General features: G+C 47.9%; 18 protein-coding genes. 4 read left to right on the top strand and 14 right to left on the bottom strand.

The features are described from left to right. Positions 1 to 48: 48 nt before the first annotated feature. The 8 genes from A0126_RS05900 to A0126_RS05865 all read right to left on the bottom strand — a co-directional run bounded on the left by A0126_RS05900 (position 49) and on the right by A0126_RS05865 (position 9,185). Positions 49 to 876, bottom strand: a complete 828-nt coding sequence (locus tag A0126_RS05900; RefSeq protein ID WP_088836824.1) for a sugar phosphate isomerase/epimerase family protein — start codon at positions 874 to 876, stop codon at positions 49 to 51. Next, the gene (locus A0126_RS05895; RefSeq protein WP_204251422.1) at positions 824 to 1,822 is read right to left on the bottom strand and encodes a DUF6005 family protein; all 999 of its coding nucleotides are present in this window, start codon (positions 1,820 to 1,822) and stop codon (positions 824 to 826) included. The genes A0126_RS05900 and A0126_RS05895 overlap by 53 nt, the downstream gene beginning before the upstream one ends. Next, positions 1,822 to 2,076, bottom strand: a complete 255-nt coding sequence (locus A0126_RS05890; RefSeq protein ID WP_088836823.1) for a phosphopantetheine-binding protein — start codon at positions 2,074 to 2,076, stop codon at positions 1,822 to 1,824. Before A0126_RS05890 ends, A0126_RS05895 begins: the two co-directional genes overlap by 1 nt. Next, the gene (locus tag A0126_RS05885; RefSeq protein WP_088836822.1) at positions 2,073 to 3,281 is read right to left on the bottom strand and encodes an AMP-binding protein; all 1,209 of its coding nucleotides are present in this window, start codon (positions 3,279 to 3,281) and stop codon (positions 2,073 to 2,075) included. The genes A0126_RS05890 and A0126_RS05885 overlap by 4 nt, the downstream gene beginning before the upstream one ends. Next, positions 3,268 to 4,917: an IucA/IucC family protein gene (locus A0126_RS05880; protein ID WP_162288269.1), complete on the bottom strand. Its 1,650-nt coding sequence runs from the start codon at positions 4,915 to 4,917 to the stop codon at positions 3,268 to 3,270. Before A0126_RS05880 ends, A0126_RS05885 begins: the two co-directional genes overlap by 14 nt. After that, positions 4,874 to 6,601: an IucA/IucC family protein gene (locus tag A0126_RS05875; RefSeq protein WP_088836820.1), complete on the bottom strand. Its 1,728-nt coding sequence runs from the start codon at positions 6,599 to 6,601 to the stop codon at positions 4,874 to 4,876. The genes A0126_RS05880 and A0126_RS05875 overlap by 44 nt, the downstream gene beginning before the upstream one ends. A 94-nt stretch (positions 6,602 to 6,695) precedes the next feature. After that, positions 6,696 to 7,613, bottom strand: a complete 918-nt coding sequence (locus A0126_RS05870) for an ABC transporter substrate-binding protein (protein ID WP_088836819.1) — start codon at positions 7,611 to 7,613, stop codon at positions 6,696 to 6,698. Between the two features lie 87 nt (positions 7,614 to 7,700). Beyond that, a complete protein-coding gene (locus A0126_RS05865; RefSeq protein ID WP_088836818.1) occupies positions 7,701 to 9,185 on the bottom strand; it encodes a helix-turn-helix domain-containing protein in 1,485 nt (494 codons plus the stop codon). A 104-nt stretch (positions 9,186 to 9,289) separates the two neighbouring features. Between A0126_RS05865 and A0126_RS05860 the strand changes: the two genes are divergently transcribed. Together A0126_RS05860 and A0126_RS05855 are read left to right on the top strand one after the other, a co-directional pair. Continuing rightward, on the top strand, positions 9,290 to 10,297 hold the full coding sequence (locus tag A0126_RS05860) for a FecCD family ABC transporter permease (protein WP_088836817.1): 1,008 nt from the start codon (positions 9,290 to 9,292) through the stop codon (positions 10,295 to 10,297). Then, positions 10,297 to 11,295, top strand: coding sequence for a FecCD family ABC transporter permease (locus A0126_RS05855; protein ID WP_088836816.1), 999 nt, complete (start codon positions 10,297 to 10,299; stop codon positions 11,293 to 11,295). Before A0126_RS05860 ends, A0126_RS05855 begins: the two co-directional genes overlap by 1 nt. Positions 11,296 to 11,337: 42 nt before the next feature. Here the strand turns inward: A0126_RS05855 and A0126_RS05850 are convergent, their stop codons facing one another. The 3 genes from A0126_RS05850 to A0126_RS05840 form a co-directional block, all read right to left on the bottom strand. Beyond that, the gene (locus A0126_RS05850; protein ID WP_088836815.1) at positions 11,338 to 11,658 is read right to left on the bottom strand and encodes an antibiotic biosynthesis monooxygenase; all 321 of its coding nucleotides are present in this window, start codon (positions 11,656 to 11,658) and stop codon (positions 11,338 to 11,340) included. 172 nt (positions 11,659 to 11,830) lie between these two features. Continuing rightward, entirely contained in the window at positions 11,831 to 12,538 is a 708-nt protein-coding gene (locus A0126_RS05845; RefSeq protein WP_088836814.1) for an AAA family ATPase, read from the bottom strand. 17 nt (positions 12,539 to 12,555) lie between these two features. Beyond that, positions 12,556 to 13,296 (bottom strand): hypothetical protein, encoded by a 741-nt coding sequence (locus A0126_RS05840; RefSeq protein ID WP_088836813.1) that lies wholly within the window; start codon positions 13,294 to 13,296, stop codon positions 12,556 to 12,558. 149 nt (positions 13,297 to 13,445) lie between these two features. Between A0126_RS05840 and A0126_RS05835 the strand changes: the two genes are divergently transcribed. Further along, positions 13,446 to 14,390, top strand: coding sequence for a DUF2268 domain-containing putative Zn-dependent protease (locus tag A0126_RS05835; RefSeq protein ID WP_157898467.1), 945 nt, complete (start codon positions 13,446 to 13,448; stop codon positions 14,388 to 14,390). Positions 14,391 to 14,550: 160 nt separating this feature from the next. On the opposite strand, the gene A0126_RS05830 is transcribed toward A0126_RS05835, so the two are convergent. From A0126_RS05830 to A0126_RS05820, 3 genes are read right to left on the bottom strand one after another with little or no spacing between them, the layout of a single operon-like run. After that, positions 14,551 to 15,366, bottom strand: a complete 816-nt coding sequence (locus A0126_RS05830; protein ID WP_088836811.1) for a MetQ/NlpA family ABC transporter substrate-binding protein — start codon at positions 15,364 to 15,366, stop codon at positions 14,551 to 14,553. A gap of 18 nt (positions 15,367 to 15,384) precedes the next feature. Next, complete coding sequence (locus tag A0126_RS05825; protein WP_088836810.1) at positions 15,385 to 16,047, bottom strand: methionine ABC transporter permease; 663 nt, start codon at positions 16,045 to 16,047, stop codon at positions 15,385 to 15,387. Further along, positions 16,040 to 16,786 (bottom strand): methionine ABC transporter ATP-binding protein, encoded by a 747-nt coding sequence (locus A0126_RS05820; RefSeq protein WP_088836809.1) that lies wholly within the window; start codon positions 16,784 to 16,786, stop codon positions 16,040 to 16,042. The genes A0126_RS05825 and A0126_RS05820 overlap by 8 nt, the downstream gene beginning before the upstream one ends. A 288-nt stretch (positions 16,787 to 17,074) precedes the next feature. Between A0126_RS05820 and A0126_RS05815 the strand changes: the two genes are divergently transcribed. Then, complete coding sequence (locus tag A0126_RS05815; RefSeq protein ID WP_088836808.1) at positions 17,075 to 18,187, top strand: GGDEF domain-containing protein; 1,113 nt, start codon at positions 17,075 to 17,077, stop codon at positions 18,185 to 18,187. Positions 18,188 to 18,200 lie beyond the last annotated feature (13 nt).

Raw genomic sequence — 18,200 nt, 5'->3', positions numbered from 1 at the left:
AGTGTTTCCCTGTTCGCGCCGCTTCTTAAACGCTGATCTGTATGACCATTACATGAACTGCAGTTGTGATTTTTCTAATACATCGCGTACTTTACGACAATCTGTTTTTAATTGTTCATCCGGACTATCACCGAACCATTCAAGACTGGCCGTTTTCAATGTTAACGCTTGCTTCAGTTCTTCGAAAAATCTTTCGTAATCAATGATTCCATCAAACAGCGGTACCATACCGTCACGTGTTCCACCTGCCGCATATACGTTTGCCGGATTAAAGACTTCGAATTGATCCGTCCGGGCAATCGACTTCAAGTGAAGATGTTCGATGACTGGTTCAAGACGACGGTAAGCAGTGACCGGATCAGCACCTGATTCGACGACATGCAACACATCAAAGTTCAGCCGGCAAGCCGGATGGTTCACTTCGCGTACTAACCGTTCCGTCGATTCAATCGTGTCCGCTGCCGTATTTGGATGAATTTCAATTAACAGCAGTTGCTTGCTTTGATCTAAAATCTTACAAACGCCCTGCAACTGATAGACGAGCCGGACCCGTTCCGGTTCGGTCAACTGCTGACTTGACTTGTTGCCCGCAAAAATCCGAATACGCCTTGTTCCGATTCGTTGTCCTAAACGGGATAACGCTTTCGTCTGTTCAAGCAACACCGATAATGGTGCGTCAAACGATAGATAATGACTCAGCATACTGACCTCTATAGCATGCTCGCGTAAACGCAATATTTCATCGTCTTGTAAATGCTTCGCATGAACCCCCCAAACATCTAACGCATCAAACTGCTCCGCCAATGCGTAGGATAATAAGTCGTCAAACGAGCGGAGATGATGGCGATAGCTGATGGTACACAGTGCAATTTTCATCTGTTTCCCCTTCTTTCCGGCAGTATTCGTTAAATAATCCGATGAGCTGTTGTTTGATCGTATCTTCTAAGATCGCCTGATCTGCGAGCAACGCTTGAATCTCAGTCAAAACAGCTGGATCGCACGTCATACTGTATTTAATTGTCCGGTGCTGGATGACAGTATATTGATTGACGAGTCGTTCGATTCGATCACACCACCCGTCGAAATCGGAAGAGCCTAAATCGAGACCTAACTGTTCATAAAAATAAGCAAAAGCATGTTCATAGGCATATTTACGGATCGCGATGACCGGAAGTTGTTTTAGCGAAGAAGGTAAGCGATTTGGTGTTTTCTTATGATGCGAGACAATTTTTCCGACTGCTTCCGTCAACGGGTGGTGCCGCTTGAGACCACTCATGAAGTAAGCTGCGACCGTTTCCCGATCCGGAAGTTTGACGTGACTCCCGTCAAACCAGAACCCTCCGGCGACAGTCGGCTGATCGATTGCCTGGATGATCCGTACGCGATCCATTTCACCTTCATATCTAAAATCCGGGTCCATCATCCGCCATGTCTCTTCGTCATCCGTTGGTTCAAGCATCACATAATGTGGAAACACGTCATGGTGAAACTTGTTTTCCCGCTCCGGTAACTGCGCGAGATCCAGCATGACGATAATCGATTGTTCCGGTCGTTTCGTTTTCATGAGTCGTTCGAGGTTCATGATATTCGTAGCCCGTGACAGGGTCCGGTCATACCACTGATGGACTGTGATCCCGTACAGTAACCGGTACCACTCGAGCATCGCTTCATGATTAATCTCCGGGGCATGATGCGATAAAACAAAATCGGACGTCAAGCCAAAGTCGGCGTCCCAAATCCCGAAATAATACGGACGATGATCTGCTTGCGACCGTTTGATTGTTTCACAGACACAACTGACGAGACAGTGAACTTTTATCATTAAAGCACCTCCTTTTTTGTTAGCGCAGCTAAGAACATTTCAACCGTCATCTGTGGAAGCTGTCCGAGTTGCTCGTCGGCTAGAACGAGACCGTATTCAAGCTCCAGATGAACGAGCAACTGCAACAACCGCATCGAATCCAGTTGCAGTTCATCGCGAAGCCGCTCCTGTCCCGTCACTACGATCGGTAAGATGACATCGAGTTGCGCCTCGACGATTTGATGAAATCTTTGCTGGTCGAGGAAGGAACTCATGACGTCACCCCCAGTCGGATTCGACTGATTTTTCCGTTCGGCAGTTTTTTTATTTCCGTAACAAACGTCCAGTCAGTCGGACATTGATGTGGAGCAAGATGCGCATGGCAAAACGAACGTAATGTCTCCTCGGTCGCCGAACTGACGATCTGGACACAGACTCGTTCGCCTTGCAGACGATCACTTTTCTTAAAGACGACGGCTTCGTTGACGTCGGCGCGACGTAGTAATACATCTTCAACATCTGCTGGATAAACGGATAGACCAGATACATTTATCATTTCGTCCAACCGGCTGAAGAAGAACAATTCGCCGTTTTCCGACGCTCCGACCAAATCCTTCGTACCCGTCCAGGTTCCATCTGATTCGACTAGCAATTCAGCCGGTTGATTTATAGTTCCAGCCTCCGTTTGAAGATGTGGTAACGGATAGCCAATCGCCTGCGCTGTTTTCGGATCAGGGTGTAATGCGATGCAACCGGTTTCTGAGCATCCGTATTGCTGTAAAAGATGATCGGTCACGTCCTGAATCGCTTCAAACCAACTATTCGGCAACGTCATACCGGAAATCATCACTGCAAATAGCCGCTGCTTAAATTGACTGAGCAGATAGACAAGCCCCGGTCCCGCATACAAAATCGCATCCGGATGTGCCCGACAGACACGCAAGACATGTCGCGGTGCCGTATGTTCGAGAATGACGGGTACTGCCCCCCGATATAGCGTCGCCATGACACCGCAAATCAAGCCGAATGAATGTGATGTCGGACAGGCGACAATCGTTCCTGTTGCATGCGGTAACGGAAAACATTGATTGTATGCTGTCACTTCTTGTTCAATCGACAACCATGTCCGGTGAATCACTTTCGCCTCTCCGGTCGTACCGGAGCTGAATTGAATCAGACCTCCCGGACGAGGTTTTGCCTGCGTCAATCGAACCGGTTGTTGAAAATCACCATAAATTAAAAAGTCACACCCTGCTCGTTCCGCCATATCGCGTGCACCGGCTTCCGGTAAGTCCGGATGAAGCGGTACGACCGTTCCTTGTGTTCTTTTCATAAGTAAACAAAAGGCAATCCAGGCTGCCGTGTCTTTAGTACAAACTGCAACAACTGTAGTCCCGGGGTCAGCGAGCCAACTTAACTGGCAAACGGGATGATCTGTCAGCATTTGTTCGGTATAAAGCGTCTCTTCAATGTATAACATGCGTTTCGCTTCCCTTCTGCGTCCTTGTATATAATGTATTGCAAACAAGATGCCGGCACTGCCCTGTCTCGAATTTACGCGCGAAGAGGGACTCCGTGTACATGGTCGCTTCGCCGAATCCTAAGGCGGCAAAGCGATCCGGCGACAGCTCGAGTCGGTCGAGTACCGCGGCAGCCCATTTGAAAAATGTTGTTTCTTTCAAGCCGTACTTGTCCTCCAACTGATGCGATAATTCCGTCAAATGAAATACAAATACCGTATCGCTGACGAGCTCGCGTAATGCCTCGACGTCTTTCATTTCGTAATATGTCCCGACCGGCGAATTAAAAGCGGGATGGATGGTCTTAAAATCAGGTATCTCCTCCGGATGCCGGACAAATTTCCCGACATATTCGACGCTATCATGAAAATCCCGCAAAATTAGTCGCGTTGGCCAGCCGTCTTTTAACACGAGTAAACTATTTTGGGCATGTGCTTCGAGAGCAAGCCCTTCTTCGGCGACGAGACGGAAGACCGGTTGTAAATAAACGGTCAGAAACTGTTTTACCCACTGTTCCATCCCGTATTTCTTGAACCACGGGTCAAGAAACAGTCCCCCGTTCGCTTCGTTGAGGGCAAGCGCCGTAAAAGGGATGACTGTTTCCTCAGCTGTGACATTCGTCAGGACATTGTCGCGATAGAGACAGCCGATGCGGCCTGATAATTTTCCGTCCTTCGTCTCGACGACCTGACTGGCGAATTCGCGGAGCAACGTTACGGGAAGCTTTTCCGCTCTTCTGATCAGCCAATCGGATAACACCGGTGCCGCAACAATGCTCGGGACGTCAAACGTCCGTCTCGCCGACGTCTGGATGAGATCAAGCGGGAGCTTAATATGCGGAGCATCCGGTACGCCTGGTTGGAAAACAGTCCGGATTGATTGAGTCGCTTGAAACAGGGGACCGCTTTCTCCAAGGTCAATGCCGCCCGACTCGAGGACGTCCATCCCGACGCATCTCCATTGCCACGGGTGGACCGGAACAATTTGATAATCGGCGGAATCATTTGTTGCGCGGATTAGAAGTGCATTCAAGCACTCAAGGGTCGCTTGACCGAATGCCTGTTCCATCACGCCATTCATTTGTGTCATGTGGACAGTAGTAGCCGGAAGTGCGACGAACCGTAAACGAAACCGCTGTCCCGACTCCGGTCCATATCGCCAATGATCGGCGCGCGAAAATCCGATGCGGGACTTGAAGCATGGATGATACGGATGTCCTTCGATTAACGCCTGCTCTAAAGCACTGTATGTCATTTGCGTTCGTGCAACGATGGGGACGGGACAGCTCTCATCAAGCGCGACCGTTTGCTCGAGCTCTTGCCGGAGCGAATCCTTAATTTGAAAACACGCGATGATTTGCGCCAGTGTCATCGGTTGAACTTGATTGTTTTTGGTCAGCACACCTGTAGAAAGTTCGAGCCAAATCCGGTCAAATGCCCCACGCCTCCCGTTAATCGTCAGTTCATACGGGGGACGGATGAATCGAAACGTCGCATTGCCGTCTTGTCGCGGATGTTCACTGAACGGCTCGATCCGTTCGAATAAAAGTGCTTCAAGAAGTTGTTTGCAGACACGTTGTTCGCTCGTTTGCCTCATGAGGGACCTCCCGTTGTAATGGATTAGCGATTTCAATAAAGATGACCCGCTCCCCGCTGACTTCCAGCTCGTCGAGTGCATGCAGACGTGTCAGCAAGTTCGCCTTGTACGGTAGCGTCTGACGTGAGCGGACATAGTGAATCCAGTCTTGAGCCGGACCGGACAATGTTTGCTGTCGTTGATCAAGCCAAGTTCCGAGCCAATCGAGCATGTCCTGTTCCCGTAAGAGTCCGTCTCGGTCAAAACGGTGAAGCAGTCCGCCCAAATGGTTCCAGACCATGTAATACGTTAACCGTTCCTCAATCGTCGACTCGTCATAAAACAGTTCTCGTGCCTGATCCAATGATGGTTCCAAAGACAATAATTTCTCTTCGCAGGACAGGGCGAGATAATACCCTTGGTTATCGCGGAACTGATAACGGATAGGCCGTCCCTGTTCAACAGTAATCAGGCTGTTTTGTTGGTGTGCCTCAAGCGCGATGCCGTAGTTGTCGTACAACTCGAGCAACGCCCCGAGTGTCAGTTCGATATACGTTGCAAACCAGTCCCATGCAGCTTCTTCCAATGACTGATCCGCTTGTTTCGCTTCGAGGACGAGCGACATCAAAACGGAAGGTTCATTTTCCAGCGGTTCCTGGACGAGTGCAGCGACATTGACCGCGTCGGCTTGTGCTTCCCGGTAAATTACTTCAAAACCGGATTCTTCCGTATCCGTCCAAAGTGTGGCGTATGCCGGATCATGCGTAATTGAAAATCCTCGGGGCAACGTCAAATGCCCGGCGAGACGTTTCATGACTATCCCTGCCGTTAGTTCATGTCGTTTGTTGACTCGTCGTGAATTCGTTACCTGGACGGGAATTGAAAACTTCAACATGTGCAGGCCGTCGGTATGTAAAACCGTCCGGATTGAAGATGTCGCATAATACAGTGGACCGAGCTGCCCGAGGTGGCGAATCCGTCCGTGTGCCACTAATGCTTTAACAGTCGTTTGCGTCAACAAAAACTGAGTTTGCATAGGGTGTGCCGGCAGAAGCGCTTCCCCAGCTGAAAGTTTTACCGTTGATTCGAGTTGCTTGCACATCTGCTCACTGATCAGCCGATCCGTCGCACTTTCCTCAATCAGTAAAGTCCGATCGACGGCAAAATAATCGAGTTGGAAACCGTTTTTAAATTCCGGAGCATATGCAATTTGTTCCCAGTCATGCATTCCCACCCGACTTTTCGGCGTCGGGTGAAACCAATGTCCGAACCGAACTGTCTGTTCATGTTCAAGGAATGTATGAGCTCGCGTCGTCTCGTCCAACTGATGTGTGATGACTTGACACATCACCCGATGGCTATCGAGGACCCGGTATAGTAAATCCGTTAATCCCGGTACAAGCCGTTGAAGATGTTGGCAACACGCTATGATGAAGACAAGAGGTGCTTCTTCCACCCATCCGCTCGAAGTCTGGCGATAAATCCGCCCGATTTCATGTCGTCCAATGCGTGAACGATGACGGATTTCGAGGATATAGACTGTTGTCACATCAATTCGGCAACCACTCTTACCGCACTTCTCTCTCTCCTCCTCTTTCGGAATGAACCAATCAACTGTTTTGACTTCACGGAGATAACTATTCGCAAATGCCTGGAGCGTTGCCCGGGTTGCAATCTCATCGATACGTTCTTTTCGTGTTGTCATGACTGCCACTATCCTTCCATCAATTGATAACGATTCTCATTGTAAGAAAAGAGAAAAACGGGTTTCCCCGTTCCTCTTCCTGCTCTGTAATTGATTATTTCAGTAAGACGTCTTCCAGTTCTTTTAACCCTTTTTCACGTTCAATCGGATCCCAGAAGCCCCATGTCGTTGATAGCTGATGAACTTGATCTTTTTTAACTGCCGTTAATCCTTTCCAGACCTTTCCGTTTGTTACTTCATCGTAGTAAGGACCGCTGCTGAAGTAGGACAGATCGATGATATGGTCCGGATTGTATTTCGCCAATCCTTCGATGGAAATGTTCTCCCCGAAATCTTTTGGTAAACCTTTCGTCGGTGTTAATCCGATATCGTCAAACAACAATGAGTTTGTCGCATGATTTGTCAGACCGTAAACGCGAATATCTTTTTTATTGACCGATACGGCCATAAACGTTTCGTCTTTGACACTATCCTTGATGCGTTGTCCGATACTCTTCGCTTCTTCCGACAAGTCATCGATGACTGCCTGCCCTTCCGCTTTTTTGTTGACAGCTTCCGCAACTTTCAAATGATCTTCTTTCCAGTCCCCGCCGACTTCGACTGCGACAGTCGGAATCGTTTTTGCCAGTTTATCGTAAAGTGGTTTGTAACGGTCGCTGATGATCAGTAAATCCGGATTGAGCTTAACGATTTCTTCCGGATTAATTTCGTCGGCATATGGTAAGGCTTTCGTTCCTTGCAGTTCTTCCGTCAAGTGGGGCGGAAACTCATTGTCATACGCCATGACCGCATACGGTTTAACGCCGACTGAAACCAGTGAGCCTTCCCATGAGACGTGCGATAAGACGACGACCTTCTTCGGATTATCCGGAACTTCTGTTTTCCCGAAAATATGTTCGACCGTATGGACGGCTGTTGTCTGCTTAGCTGGCTGTTCGCTTGCTTCCCCTCCACATGCAGCTAAAATTGCACATGTCGCAAGGACTGATGTTACCCCTATGATTTTTTTCATTATTATCTTTTCTCCTCTCAAACTCGTTCTTCATTAGTAATGATAATCATTATCACTTAAAAACGACATGGACGAACCCGTCAACTTTCATGGACAAATCAATCGTTTGTCCTGTTCGATGTAAATCAGGAATTGGCGTAACATATGAATCCGTCCGAGCGGTCCCCATGGATCCCAGTCAACACTGTCCGGACAAAAGACGCGATGCGTGCTGACTGCTTTGAGCGTTTGCCAGGCGGCATCATGTTGAATCCGTTCGATATCCGTCTGTTGGCTCCATAAAATCAATAGATTGTCCGGTTCAATTATTTTCAGTTCTGATAATGTGACAGATTGGTAAACCGTCTTCGGTAAACCGGTCGCACTTGTCATCCCTACATCGTGAAACAAAAAATCAAGCATCGTATGCTGACCCGTTCCATAAAGCCGCACCTCGTCCGGGCGAACCCAAACTACCGCCCACGTCCCCGTCCGGTGCCACGCTATCCGTTCCCGAACGGTTTGTTCCAACCGGTCGACCTCTTCCATAATCGGTTCCAGGCGCTCTTCCCGATCTGTTGCGATTGCCAGCAGACGCAGATACTCGCTCCAACACGTCTGGCGGGGCAATTCGAGGACGTGTTCTGGCGGCGACCAGCTGACATCATGCTGTTTATCGAGATCTGGTGTCTTGATGATCAAATCCAGTTGCATCGATTCAAACACTTCCCGCGGTGCGGGGCGATTGGCGTCATAAAACTGTGTACCTTCCAAATCGGTTAAAAATACAGGTAGGCCACTCGCACCGTATTCCGTCGGATAACTTGGTGCAAGAATCGGTTGCAGACCAAGCGCCAGCAAGTGGTCCTGCAATAAAAGACGGCTGGCGATACCGATGCGGGGTGAAACACGCTTCAAAAAATGGGTGGGAGACGAACCTGTCCGCTTTTTAAATAAACGGCTAAAATAAAATTCATCTTGCAAACCAACCTTTTGAGCGATTTGTGCCAACGTCATGTCCGGCGACGTCAGCATCCACTCTTTCGCTGTTCGAATGCGGAGTTGATTTAAGTACGCTTTAGGTGTTTCGGCATATTGCTCCTTAAACAGACGATTAAATGTCGGCACAGACATCCCGAGCTCTACTGCCAGTTCGTTGACGGGACGGTTATCGCCTAGTTGTTCTAGCCATTCTTTCGTCACTTGTTCGAATACATGTTTTTCCTGTTCGTGGCTTAATGTCTCAAGCAACTCATAAACGAGACGCTGTTGGCGTAGCATCCCCTTGACGGTCGTCGGACTCGTACTCATTCTTCGCAACTGTGCGTGAAGTTGTTCCGGATTTTGCCGGTAAAGTGGGCAACGGTCTCCGGTTACGGCAAGATGATAAACAAGACTGCTCTCTTTCGTAGCTGCCAGTACCTCCTGCGTTTGATCGACCCAGGCGCTTTCACCCGGTTGTAGCCGTTGGCGGCCGTCATATAAAAACACCTTGCCGACAACAACAATGATGATGCCCGAATTGACCGGTTGCCGGTCCCCTTCCAGCAACCAGTATTTTTGGATGATTAATGGCTTTAAATTCACTTCCATAGTGTTTGCTCCCTAAAAAAACATTTGACAAAAATTTGCTATTCGATGTAAGTTTAATCGCGTTGATAATGAATATAATTCTCATTTAAAAAGGAGAGACGATTATGGATGCATCTGCACGCCCTCACCCTACAGCTATCGTTCTTTTGATTACGCTTTTTCTGTTTTTCTTATGTAGCGGATTATCACTCTTTTACGGAGCTTTTCCGGTTTCTTCGGATACAGTCCTCGCATCGTTCCATTCGTTTGATGCCAATAACCTGCAGCACCAATTGATTCAAGAAGTCCGCCTGCCGCGTTTAATCTGCGCAGGACTTGTCGGAATTGCCCTGGCTTTGTCAGGAACGATGATGCAGGGATTGACCCGTAACGCATTGGCCGACCCGTCCCTGCTCGGCATTACCCACGGGGCTGGTCTTGGGGTCGCGATTTCCCTCGCTTTTGTTTCTGCCCATTCCTTCTTCAGTTCGCTGATGTTCTCTTTTGGCGGTGCAGCCCTTGGTACAGGGCTCATCGTTCTAATTACGGTTTTTGCACGTGGCCGTTTTTCACCTGTCACGTTGACCGTCGCCGGAGCCGCACTCAGTGCATTTTTCGGTGCGCTTTCAACAGGCATCACTTTGTTCCATCAAGTTGCCCAAGATTTAAGTTTCTGGTATGCTGGCGGGTTATCCGGTTCTAAGTGGGAACATGTCCATGTTCTTCTTCCCATCGTCTTAATCGGTATGGCGATTTCCTTACATATCGCGAGAAGCATGACCGTTCTCTCGCTTGGAGAAGAGGTCGCGGCAGGTCTTGGATCGTCGTTAACGAAAGTCCGGGTTCTCGGATTTTGCAGTATCGTCCTGCTTGCCGGGAGTGCTGTATCCATCGCTGGTGTCATAGGTTTCGTCGGTCTTGTCATTCCACATATCAGTCGTTTTCTTGTCGGAACGAATTATTATCTTCTCCTGCCGGTCAGTGCATTATTCGGAATGACACTTCTCATTGTCTCCGATTTACTCGCACGAATGGTCAATCCCCCGTTTGAAACACCACTTGGAGCCATTACGGCCGTAATCGGGGTTCCTTATTTTCTTTACCTTGCACGACGGAAGGAGTTGGCGATCTGATGGATATGTGGAGCGCTTTTCAAAAATCACGTTTTACGTTTCTTAGCTTATGTGTTCTTCTTATCGTTACATTTTTATACAGCCTCTCAACCGGCATTCTTCCCGTTTCGTTCAGTTCAATCAGCCGGACCATAATCGGACAAGGAACGGATGCAGAACGGTTAGTCTTGATTGACCTGCGACTGCCCCGGATGCTGCTGGCTCTCTTGATCGGATCAGGTCTTGCTGTTTCCGGGACACTGCTTCAGGGCATGTCACGCAATGCTTTGGCCGACCCGGGTATTCTCGGGATTAATGCAGGTGCCGGGCTGTTTGTCGTCATGACCCTGTTTTATTTTCGCTCCGCTTTACATCAGCTCCCGCTTTTGCCATTCGTCGCTTTTTTCGGTGCAATACTCGTCGCCTGGACGATTTATCGGCTGGCAGGAGCGACTTCACTACAGCCTGCCCGCCTGTTGTTGGTCGGCGTCGGAATCAATGCTTTATGCGGTGCCCTTTTAATCATTTTTCAGTTGAAGATGGATCCAAGAGATTTCCAGCAAGCAACCGTTTGGCTGACCGGAAGCATCTGGCAGGCAGATTGGTCGTCCGTCTTCATGCTTACGCCCTGGATCGTCCTTTTCATCCCACTCGCATTTATGCAGAGCCGTTCGTTGAACTTATTGCAATTGAGCGGTTCACTGCCACAAACCTTAGGACTTCAGGTTGAACGTACCCGTAAACGTATTCTCTTCGTGGCTGCGGCTCTTGCTGGAGCCTGCGTGGCGGCTGGCGGAGGGATTTCATTTATCGGTCTGCTCGCCCCTCATATCGCGAGACGACTCGTCGGTCCGAACCATTACAGTCTGATTCCGGTTGCCGCGCTTGTCGGTAGTCTGCTCGTATTGTTAGCTGATTTAATCGGAAAAAATCTGTTGGCCCCGGCCGATATTCCGGTCGGGATCGTCATCGCCGTTCTCGGTGCACCGTACTTTATCGTATTGCTTTTTCGTAAATGAAGTGTGACCGATTCGTCAAGGTTTTAACGAATCGGTCACATGTTACACACTTTTCGTTTTTTGACCGAGCATCTCATAATATACTTGACTGCTGTCGAGTATATAGGACGGTGCCGGCTGACCACGGCGCTCCCGATGACCTGCGAGATGGACATCGCTTGTTTCCCAGGCTTTCCAGTCCTTTTCGGATTCCCAGCGGATTAAAATCACGACTTCCTCATCGCCGCGTGTCCGCTTTTTTTTCAAAACGCTCAGATCAACGAATCCTGGCTGCTGTTCGATGATGCCTTCTCCTGCAAATCGTTCAATCATTGTCTCCGCGTAGCCGTGCTCAATACGAATGGTTTTCAGTTGGATAAACATATGTCTCACTCTCCTCAATTGATAATGAATCTCATTTTCACTATCAATATAACATTATACTCCTTAAAATTGTCAATCCCGTACTAAATTTTATTTCATTTTTTTGAAATTCGAGTAATTCAACGCAAAAAAAAGATACACTCGCGTTCGAATGCATCTTGAACAGGTTAGTTTAGGCGGTTGGTTGCTCCGACAAGAAACGCTCAAACGCGATATCCGGATTATCGGTTTCATAACGCGCGACGAAGGCATGATAGGAGCCGCTGTAGACGATTTTTCCATGATGGAGAAAATGCATCTTGCACGGCAGGTGGGCGACTTCATGCAATATGTGCGTCGACAATAATACGATTTTTTGACGGTCGAGTAACGCACCGATCGCTTCGACGACGAAACGCCGTGACTCCGGGTCGAGCCCGACCGTCGGCTCGTCAAAGATGTAGAGTGTACGATCGAGATGACAGACCGTCCGGATGACCAGCCAGCGTTTTTCACCGGCTGACATCTGACCGAGCCGTAAGTCTTGCAGACGCTCTAACCGGCTTCGCTCCTGTTCGCGTAACGAGGCGACATATGTATCCCATAACGAACGGAACGGCTCCGTCCGGTCACTTTTCAAAATCAACCGGACTAAATCTTTTCCTTTCAGCATCGGCGGAAGCGGTGCCTGCTGCAACTGATAAAGAATCTCCGCCCGTTCAAACGGCGGATGAAACCCGTCCGCCGGGAGCGCCCCGGCGACGACGTCAAACAACGTCGATTTCCCTGATCCGTTTAAACCAATCACGACGTTCAACCGTTCCGGATCGAGATCAAGATCCGCTTTATCTAAAATCATCCGTTTTTCATCATAGCTGTAATCGATTGTCCCGAGTTGCATTTGTCCGTCCCCTTCCGTTAACGATTTGTTTTTGACGTGATCGACAACCGCTGATAGGCAACGTAGCCGACTACTAAATAAACCATGATACCTGTCAGAATCGACAAGCCCATCATCCCGTCACTGACACTGCCTGTCAGGAAGCGGGCTTCATTCAAGATTAAATTCGCCGGATTCAGGAATGAAAAATACGCAAGCAATCGATTATCCGTCAGTTCAAATACATCGATGAAAATGAAGACGGCAAAAATTAAAATCGTCCCGAGCGGTGTCATCGTCTCCGGCTTCAATGGGAGTGCTGCAATCAGCAGGCTACAGGCAAAGACCGGTAACGGGATGATGAGCGCAAGCAATCCGGTCATCAGCACGGTCTTCAGCAACGGTTGATGAAACAAAACCGCCATCATCAGGCTGGCAGCGAACATGTTCAGACTGAGGAAAAACCATTGCGACATGAGACGTCCGAAGATGACCGGGAATTTTTGCCCGGACAAAAACGTATACATCTTCAAAAAGCCGCTCTCCCGTTGGTTGAGTAATGATATGCCAATTCCATTGATTGCAGTCAACACAATCATGATCGCAAAGAATTGAATCATCGCCGACTGAAAGACCGTCCACGTCGGGGAATCCTTGAACCAGTCGAAGTGATTGAGGAGAATGATGACGAGTGGTACGGCGAGCGTATAGAGATAAGCAAACTTATTGAAGAACATTTCTTTGTTGTAAAGCAAAAAGAATTCATAACTTTTCCGCACGCGGTTCCCTCCTAGTGTGTAATCCAATAAAATCCATAATCAAATTGATTCTTACATTATCTTACTATACGCTAACAAAAGAAGAAATGTTTCAAAAAATGGTTTCTTCGAACGTTCTCCCACAGACCAAAAGAAAGGATGTGATCGGAATGAAACGATTGATCGTGAGTGCCTTCTTGGCCAGCTTACTCGCCGGGTGCTCCGAGGAACCGGAAGCACAAAAAACCAAGCCGACGGACGTTACCTTCACGCAAGATGATAAAACAATTAAGATCATCCCACTGTATGATGCCTATCAGTCATATGTCGATGCAGCACTGAAAGTTCCGACTGAAAATGGAGCGCTGTTCGAAAAATACGTTTTAAAGGAAAACGATCGTATCCGTGAGCAGGAGCAGGTTTCGGAACAGCTTGGTGTCTATAATCCGCTCGACCAACCGATGAACGATCTCAAACACTTAAAAGAAAATGTTACCTACTTACAGCAGCATCAAACCGAGATACAGCAACAAATCAAACAATCGTTACAACAAGCATCAAAACAGTTACCCCGCCAAAACGATTTAGTCGTTCTAGTCGCTCCAATTAATTCAGATAATCCCGTGAATAACAAACGAATGGGTGGTCTGACAGGAATTGCACTCGCTAAAAATCTGTTAGTGCTTTATATCGATCGTGATGTCGATCAATCGATGCTTGCCTATACAGTTGCCCATGAATACCATCACACCGTTTTACTCGAAAAGCTTGGAATTTCATCGATTGCCGATAATATCATTTCGGAAGGAAAAGCGGACTTATTTGCGAAAGCTCTCTATCCAGATGTCAATCCACCTTGGACAGAACCGCTGCTCGACCATTCCTTTAAGCATGTTCTGCATGAAGTAAACACGTATCACGCCAAATTTTCAGACTTACAGAACGGCAATTCTGATTTGCAGATCCCCGGTTGGTCGAATTATGCAATCGGAAATACGATTATGACCGACTTCATTCAGAAAAATCCCGACACTTCCGTTGAAAAATGGACGCATCTACCGACAGGCGATATTTTAGAGCAAAGCGGTTATGCAAAACAATTGACGGCACAATGAAGCGGTTTTGAGTTGATCAGGCAGACCGTCTGTTGTGCTTTAATCAACAATCGTTTTAAAAAAATCACCCGCTTTACACGACGCCAAGCGGACGTGTGAAGCGGGTGATTTTTTTAACTGAGTTCTAGCGATTGTCCGACAAGTCACTTTTGTTTGAGTATCAGTTGAAAGCCGGTATCGCCGTTTCATCATAATTTTCTTCTAAGAACTTTTTGACTTCCGGACTCGTCATCGCTTTCGCAAGCTTCTGAATCGCTTCCGCATCCTGATTGTCCTTCCGGGCAACGAGGGTAATCGCAAAGTCATTCTCGATGCCTTCCGTGACGAGTGCATCCTGTTTCGGCGTCAGACCGAGCGGTGCTGCATAAGCCGGTGTCATGACGACCGCGTCAGCATCATCATAAAGACGCGCGAGCATCAATAAGTCCACTTCCTTGAACTTGTAATCTTGTTTATTCTCAACGACGTCCTTCATCGTATAGTAAGATCCTGTCTTCTTTTTCAATTTAATCGCGTCATGCTGGGCGAGTAACGACAGCGAACGGTCGATGTTCGAGACGTCGTTCGCCATCGCGATGACGGCCCCCTTCGGTAGTTGATCGATTGATTTATATTCTTTCGAGTAGACACCGTAATTGGCAAAATAGATTGGCTCGATCGGAACGAGGTTCGCATCGTTATTCCGATTGAATTCCTCCATATACGGAACGTGTTGGAAGAAGTTTGCATCGACCTCTTTCGCTGCCAGCGCACTGTTTGGCTGAACGTTATCGCTCAGAACGACGACTTCCAGGTTAATCCCGTCTTCCTTTAACTGTGGTTTCACGAGATCAAGAATTTCCGTCATCGGTTTAATCAGTGACGCGACCTTCAAGGTTTTTGTCTCTTCCGTAGAACCGGTATCGCTGTCATCACTATTTCCGCAACCTGCTAAGGCCAGGACAACTATTGTCAACATCATCATCAGTTTTTTCATTTCATTTCCTACTTTCTTTTAACGTTTGTCAATCAATCGTGCTACTGTCGTACCTATGAATTGAATCAATTGAACGAGGATGACCATAATCAGGATCATGTACATCATCAACTCAGTCTGGAATTGCTGATACCCGTACCGTACGGCAAAATCTCCGATGCCCCCTCCACCGACCACTCCCATGATCGTCGAGTAGGAGATAAAACTGACGATCGATGTCGTCAGACCGAGAACGAGTCCGGACCGGGCCTCAACGAATAAAAATTTCACGACAACTTCTCGTGTCGACGCGCCCATTGAGATCGCTGCTTCGATGACGCCTTTTGGTACATCAAGTAACGATTGTTCGACGAGCCGGGAATAATGGGCGATCGCGATAATCGCAAGTGGAACGGTCGCTGCTGCCGTCCCGATGGCTGTACCGATAATCAACCGTGTAAACGGAATCAAAAAGACGACAAGTAACAAAAACGGAAAGGAGCGGACCGTGTTGACTAGCAGATTCAAACCGGAGAACAGGAAGCGATTTTCGAGTAACTGATTTTTCCGCGATAAAAACAGCAACGTTCCGACCGGCAGTCCGATCAGCACTGCAGCAAAAATCGAGACCCCTACCATCACGAACGTTTGTCCGATGGCAAGTCTGATTTCCCCTGCGTACTCGATTAATATGTCAGGCATCCGCGTTCCCCCGTTCGGTCAACTGCGTTAAGAACCAACCCGCATCACTCGTGATTTCGGCAACACCTGCAGGTTCAGTCGCGACCGTATCGCGAATCTGACCGTTCTCCATAATCGTGACGCGATTGCAAATACTCTGAATCACGTTCATTTCGTGGCTGACGAGCACGATGGTGACACCAAGCGTCCGATTAATGTTTTGAAGAACCCGTAAGATCTCCGACGTCGTACTTGGATCGAGGGAAGACGTTGGTTCGTCACATAAAAGTACACGTGGCCGATTGGCAAGCGCACGGGCAATTGCAACACGTTGCATCTGACCGCCGCTCAATTCGGCTGGGTACTTGTCAGAAAAGGATTCCAATCCGACGAACCGGAGGCAGTCCTGAACCCGCGCGGAACGCTCCTGCTTCTGCACGCGCGCGAGTTCGAGGGATACCAAAATATTCTGTTCGACCGTCTTATTCGCGATCAAATTAAAGTTTTGAAAAATCATCCCGATGTCTTGGCGAACACCCCGCAATTTATGGTGCGGTAAAGCAAGCAAATCGATGCCATCAAACTCAATGTCGCCTTCATCCGGTCGTTCGAGCAGGTTCATCAGCCGAAGCAGTGTCGATTTACCTGCTCCGCTCGCACCGATGATGCCATGTATCTCACCCTGTTCAATCATTAAGGATACTGATTGAATAACGGGTTGTTTGGAAAATGCTTTACTGACCGTATGTAATGTAATCATGTGCCCTCCCCCTTTTGCCATTTTCCATTCTATCGTAAGCTCCCATTCCTTGTCATGCTGAATGCTTTTTTTCTTTCCCGCGTTATCTCACTAATTAAATAAACCATTTAGTCAAATAAACACATACATCTCATGTTCACCGTTGAGGTCACCTGTATTTTTTTGAAGTCATGAGAGCATATGCCCACTTCTTAACGATCAGACGAAGCACTAATGATATTTTTTTGAAAATCGATGTCGGCATTATAGTACAATAGACATAATTGGTTTAAAAGGAGTCCGCGACATATGAAAACAATCATCTATGATGTTCTTCACAATATCACTTTTTTAATGAGTGGTTTTTACTTACTCGGAAAATTATCTTCTCAACCGATTACACAGGATTCTAAACAGTCACTGCGTATTTTGTATGGTCTATGTTTGAGTGTCCTCGCGATTGTGTTGATGCAGATGACGATTGAACCGGCCCCTGGAATTTTAGTCGACTTACGGCATATCCCGGTCATTGTCGCCGCCTATTTCGCTGGCCCATTGCCGACGTTCATCGTGACTGTCGCCATCATCGTTTACCGCTTTACCATCAGTACGAATTTTGCAGCTTATGCAGCATGTTTTTTCATCATCAGTCTCGCTGTCGGCATCTCCCTGATTGTCAAACTGATGCCTTTGTATTCAAAAAAGACCTTCATGACGGTGACGCTTTATGCGACGCTTCTGCACGCTGTCATTTTAGGAATCGTCTTACGCGACACCGGTCAAATCGTCGAAATCCTGTCAGTCATCACCCCTGCGTCTTTCGTCAGTAGCTGGTTGACTTTGCTCATCATCCAAGACATCCGGATGACGAAGCTTGCGTTACGGACGTTCCAACATAAAGCGCAAATCGACTTTTTGACGGGTCTTCACAACTCGCGTGCTTTTTCAGATTACTTAACGGACATTAAACGGCAAAGTATCTTCAATGAGCAGCAGGTCGCCCTCGTCATGATTGACATCGATCACTTTAAGTCGGTCAATGATACGTACGGGCATGAGGCTGGTGACGACGTGTTACGTCAATTCTCAAAACGGTTACGTAACGGAGTCGGAGATACTGGCTACCTGTCACGAAACGGCGGTGAAGAATTTTCACTCATCATCACAAATCTTGCTTTAACGCGCGTCTTGACCCTCGCTGAAGAATTGCGTGTGCGCATTGAAACTGCTCCTTTCACGACACAGACCGGTCAAACCCTCCATGTGACGGCATCCTTTGGTGTCGCAAGCTTTGAAGAGACGACTGCAAATATTGATCATTTAGTCCGCCATGCCGATCAAGCATTATATGCTTCTAAACAATCCGGTCGAAACCAAGTTACGCTCCATTCCGTACAAGAAGAGATCGCGACGACGACGTGATTCAATTAAGGAT

It is taken from the genome of Exiguobacterium sp. N4-1P (genome assembly GCF_002214325.1).
Note: the sequence above shows the minus strand (reverse complement) of the source record. Positions and strands in the feature narration are given on the sequence as shown.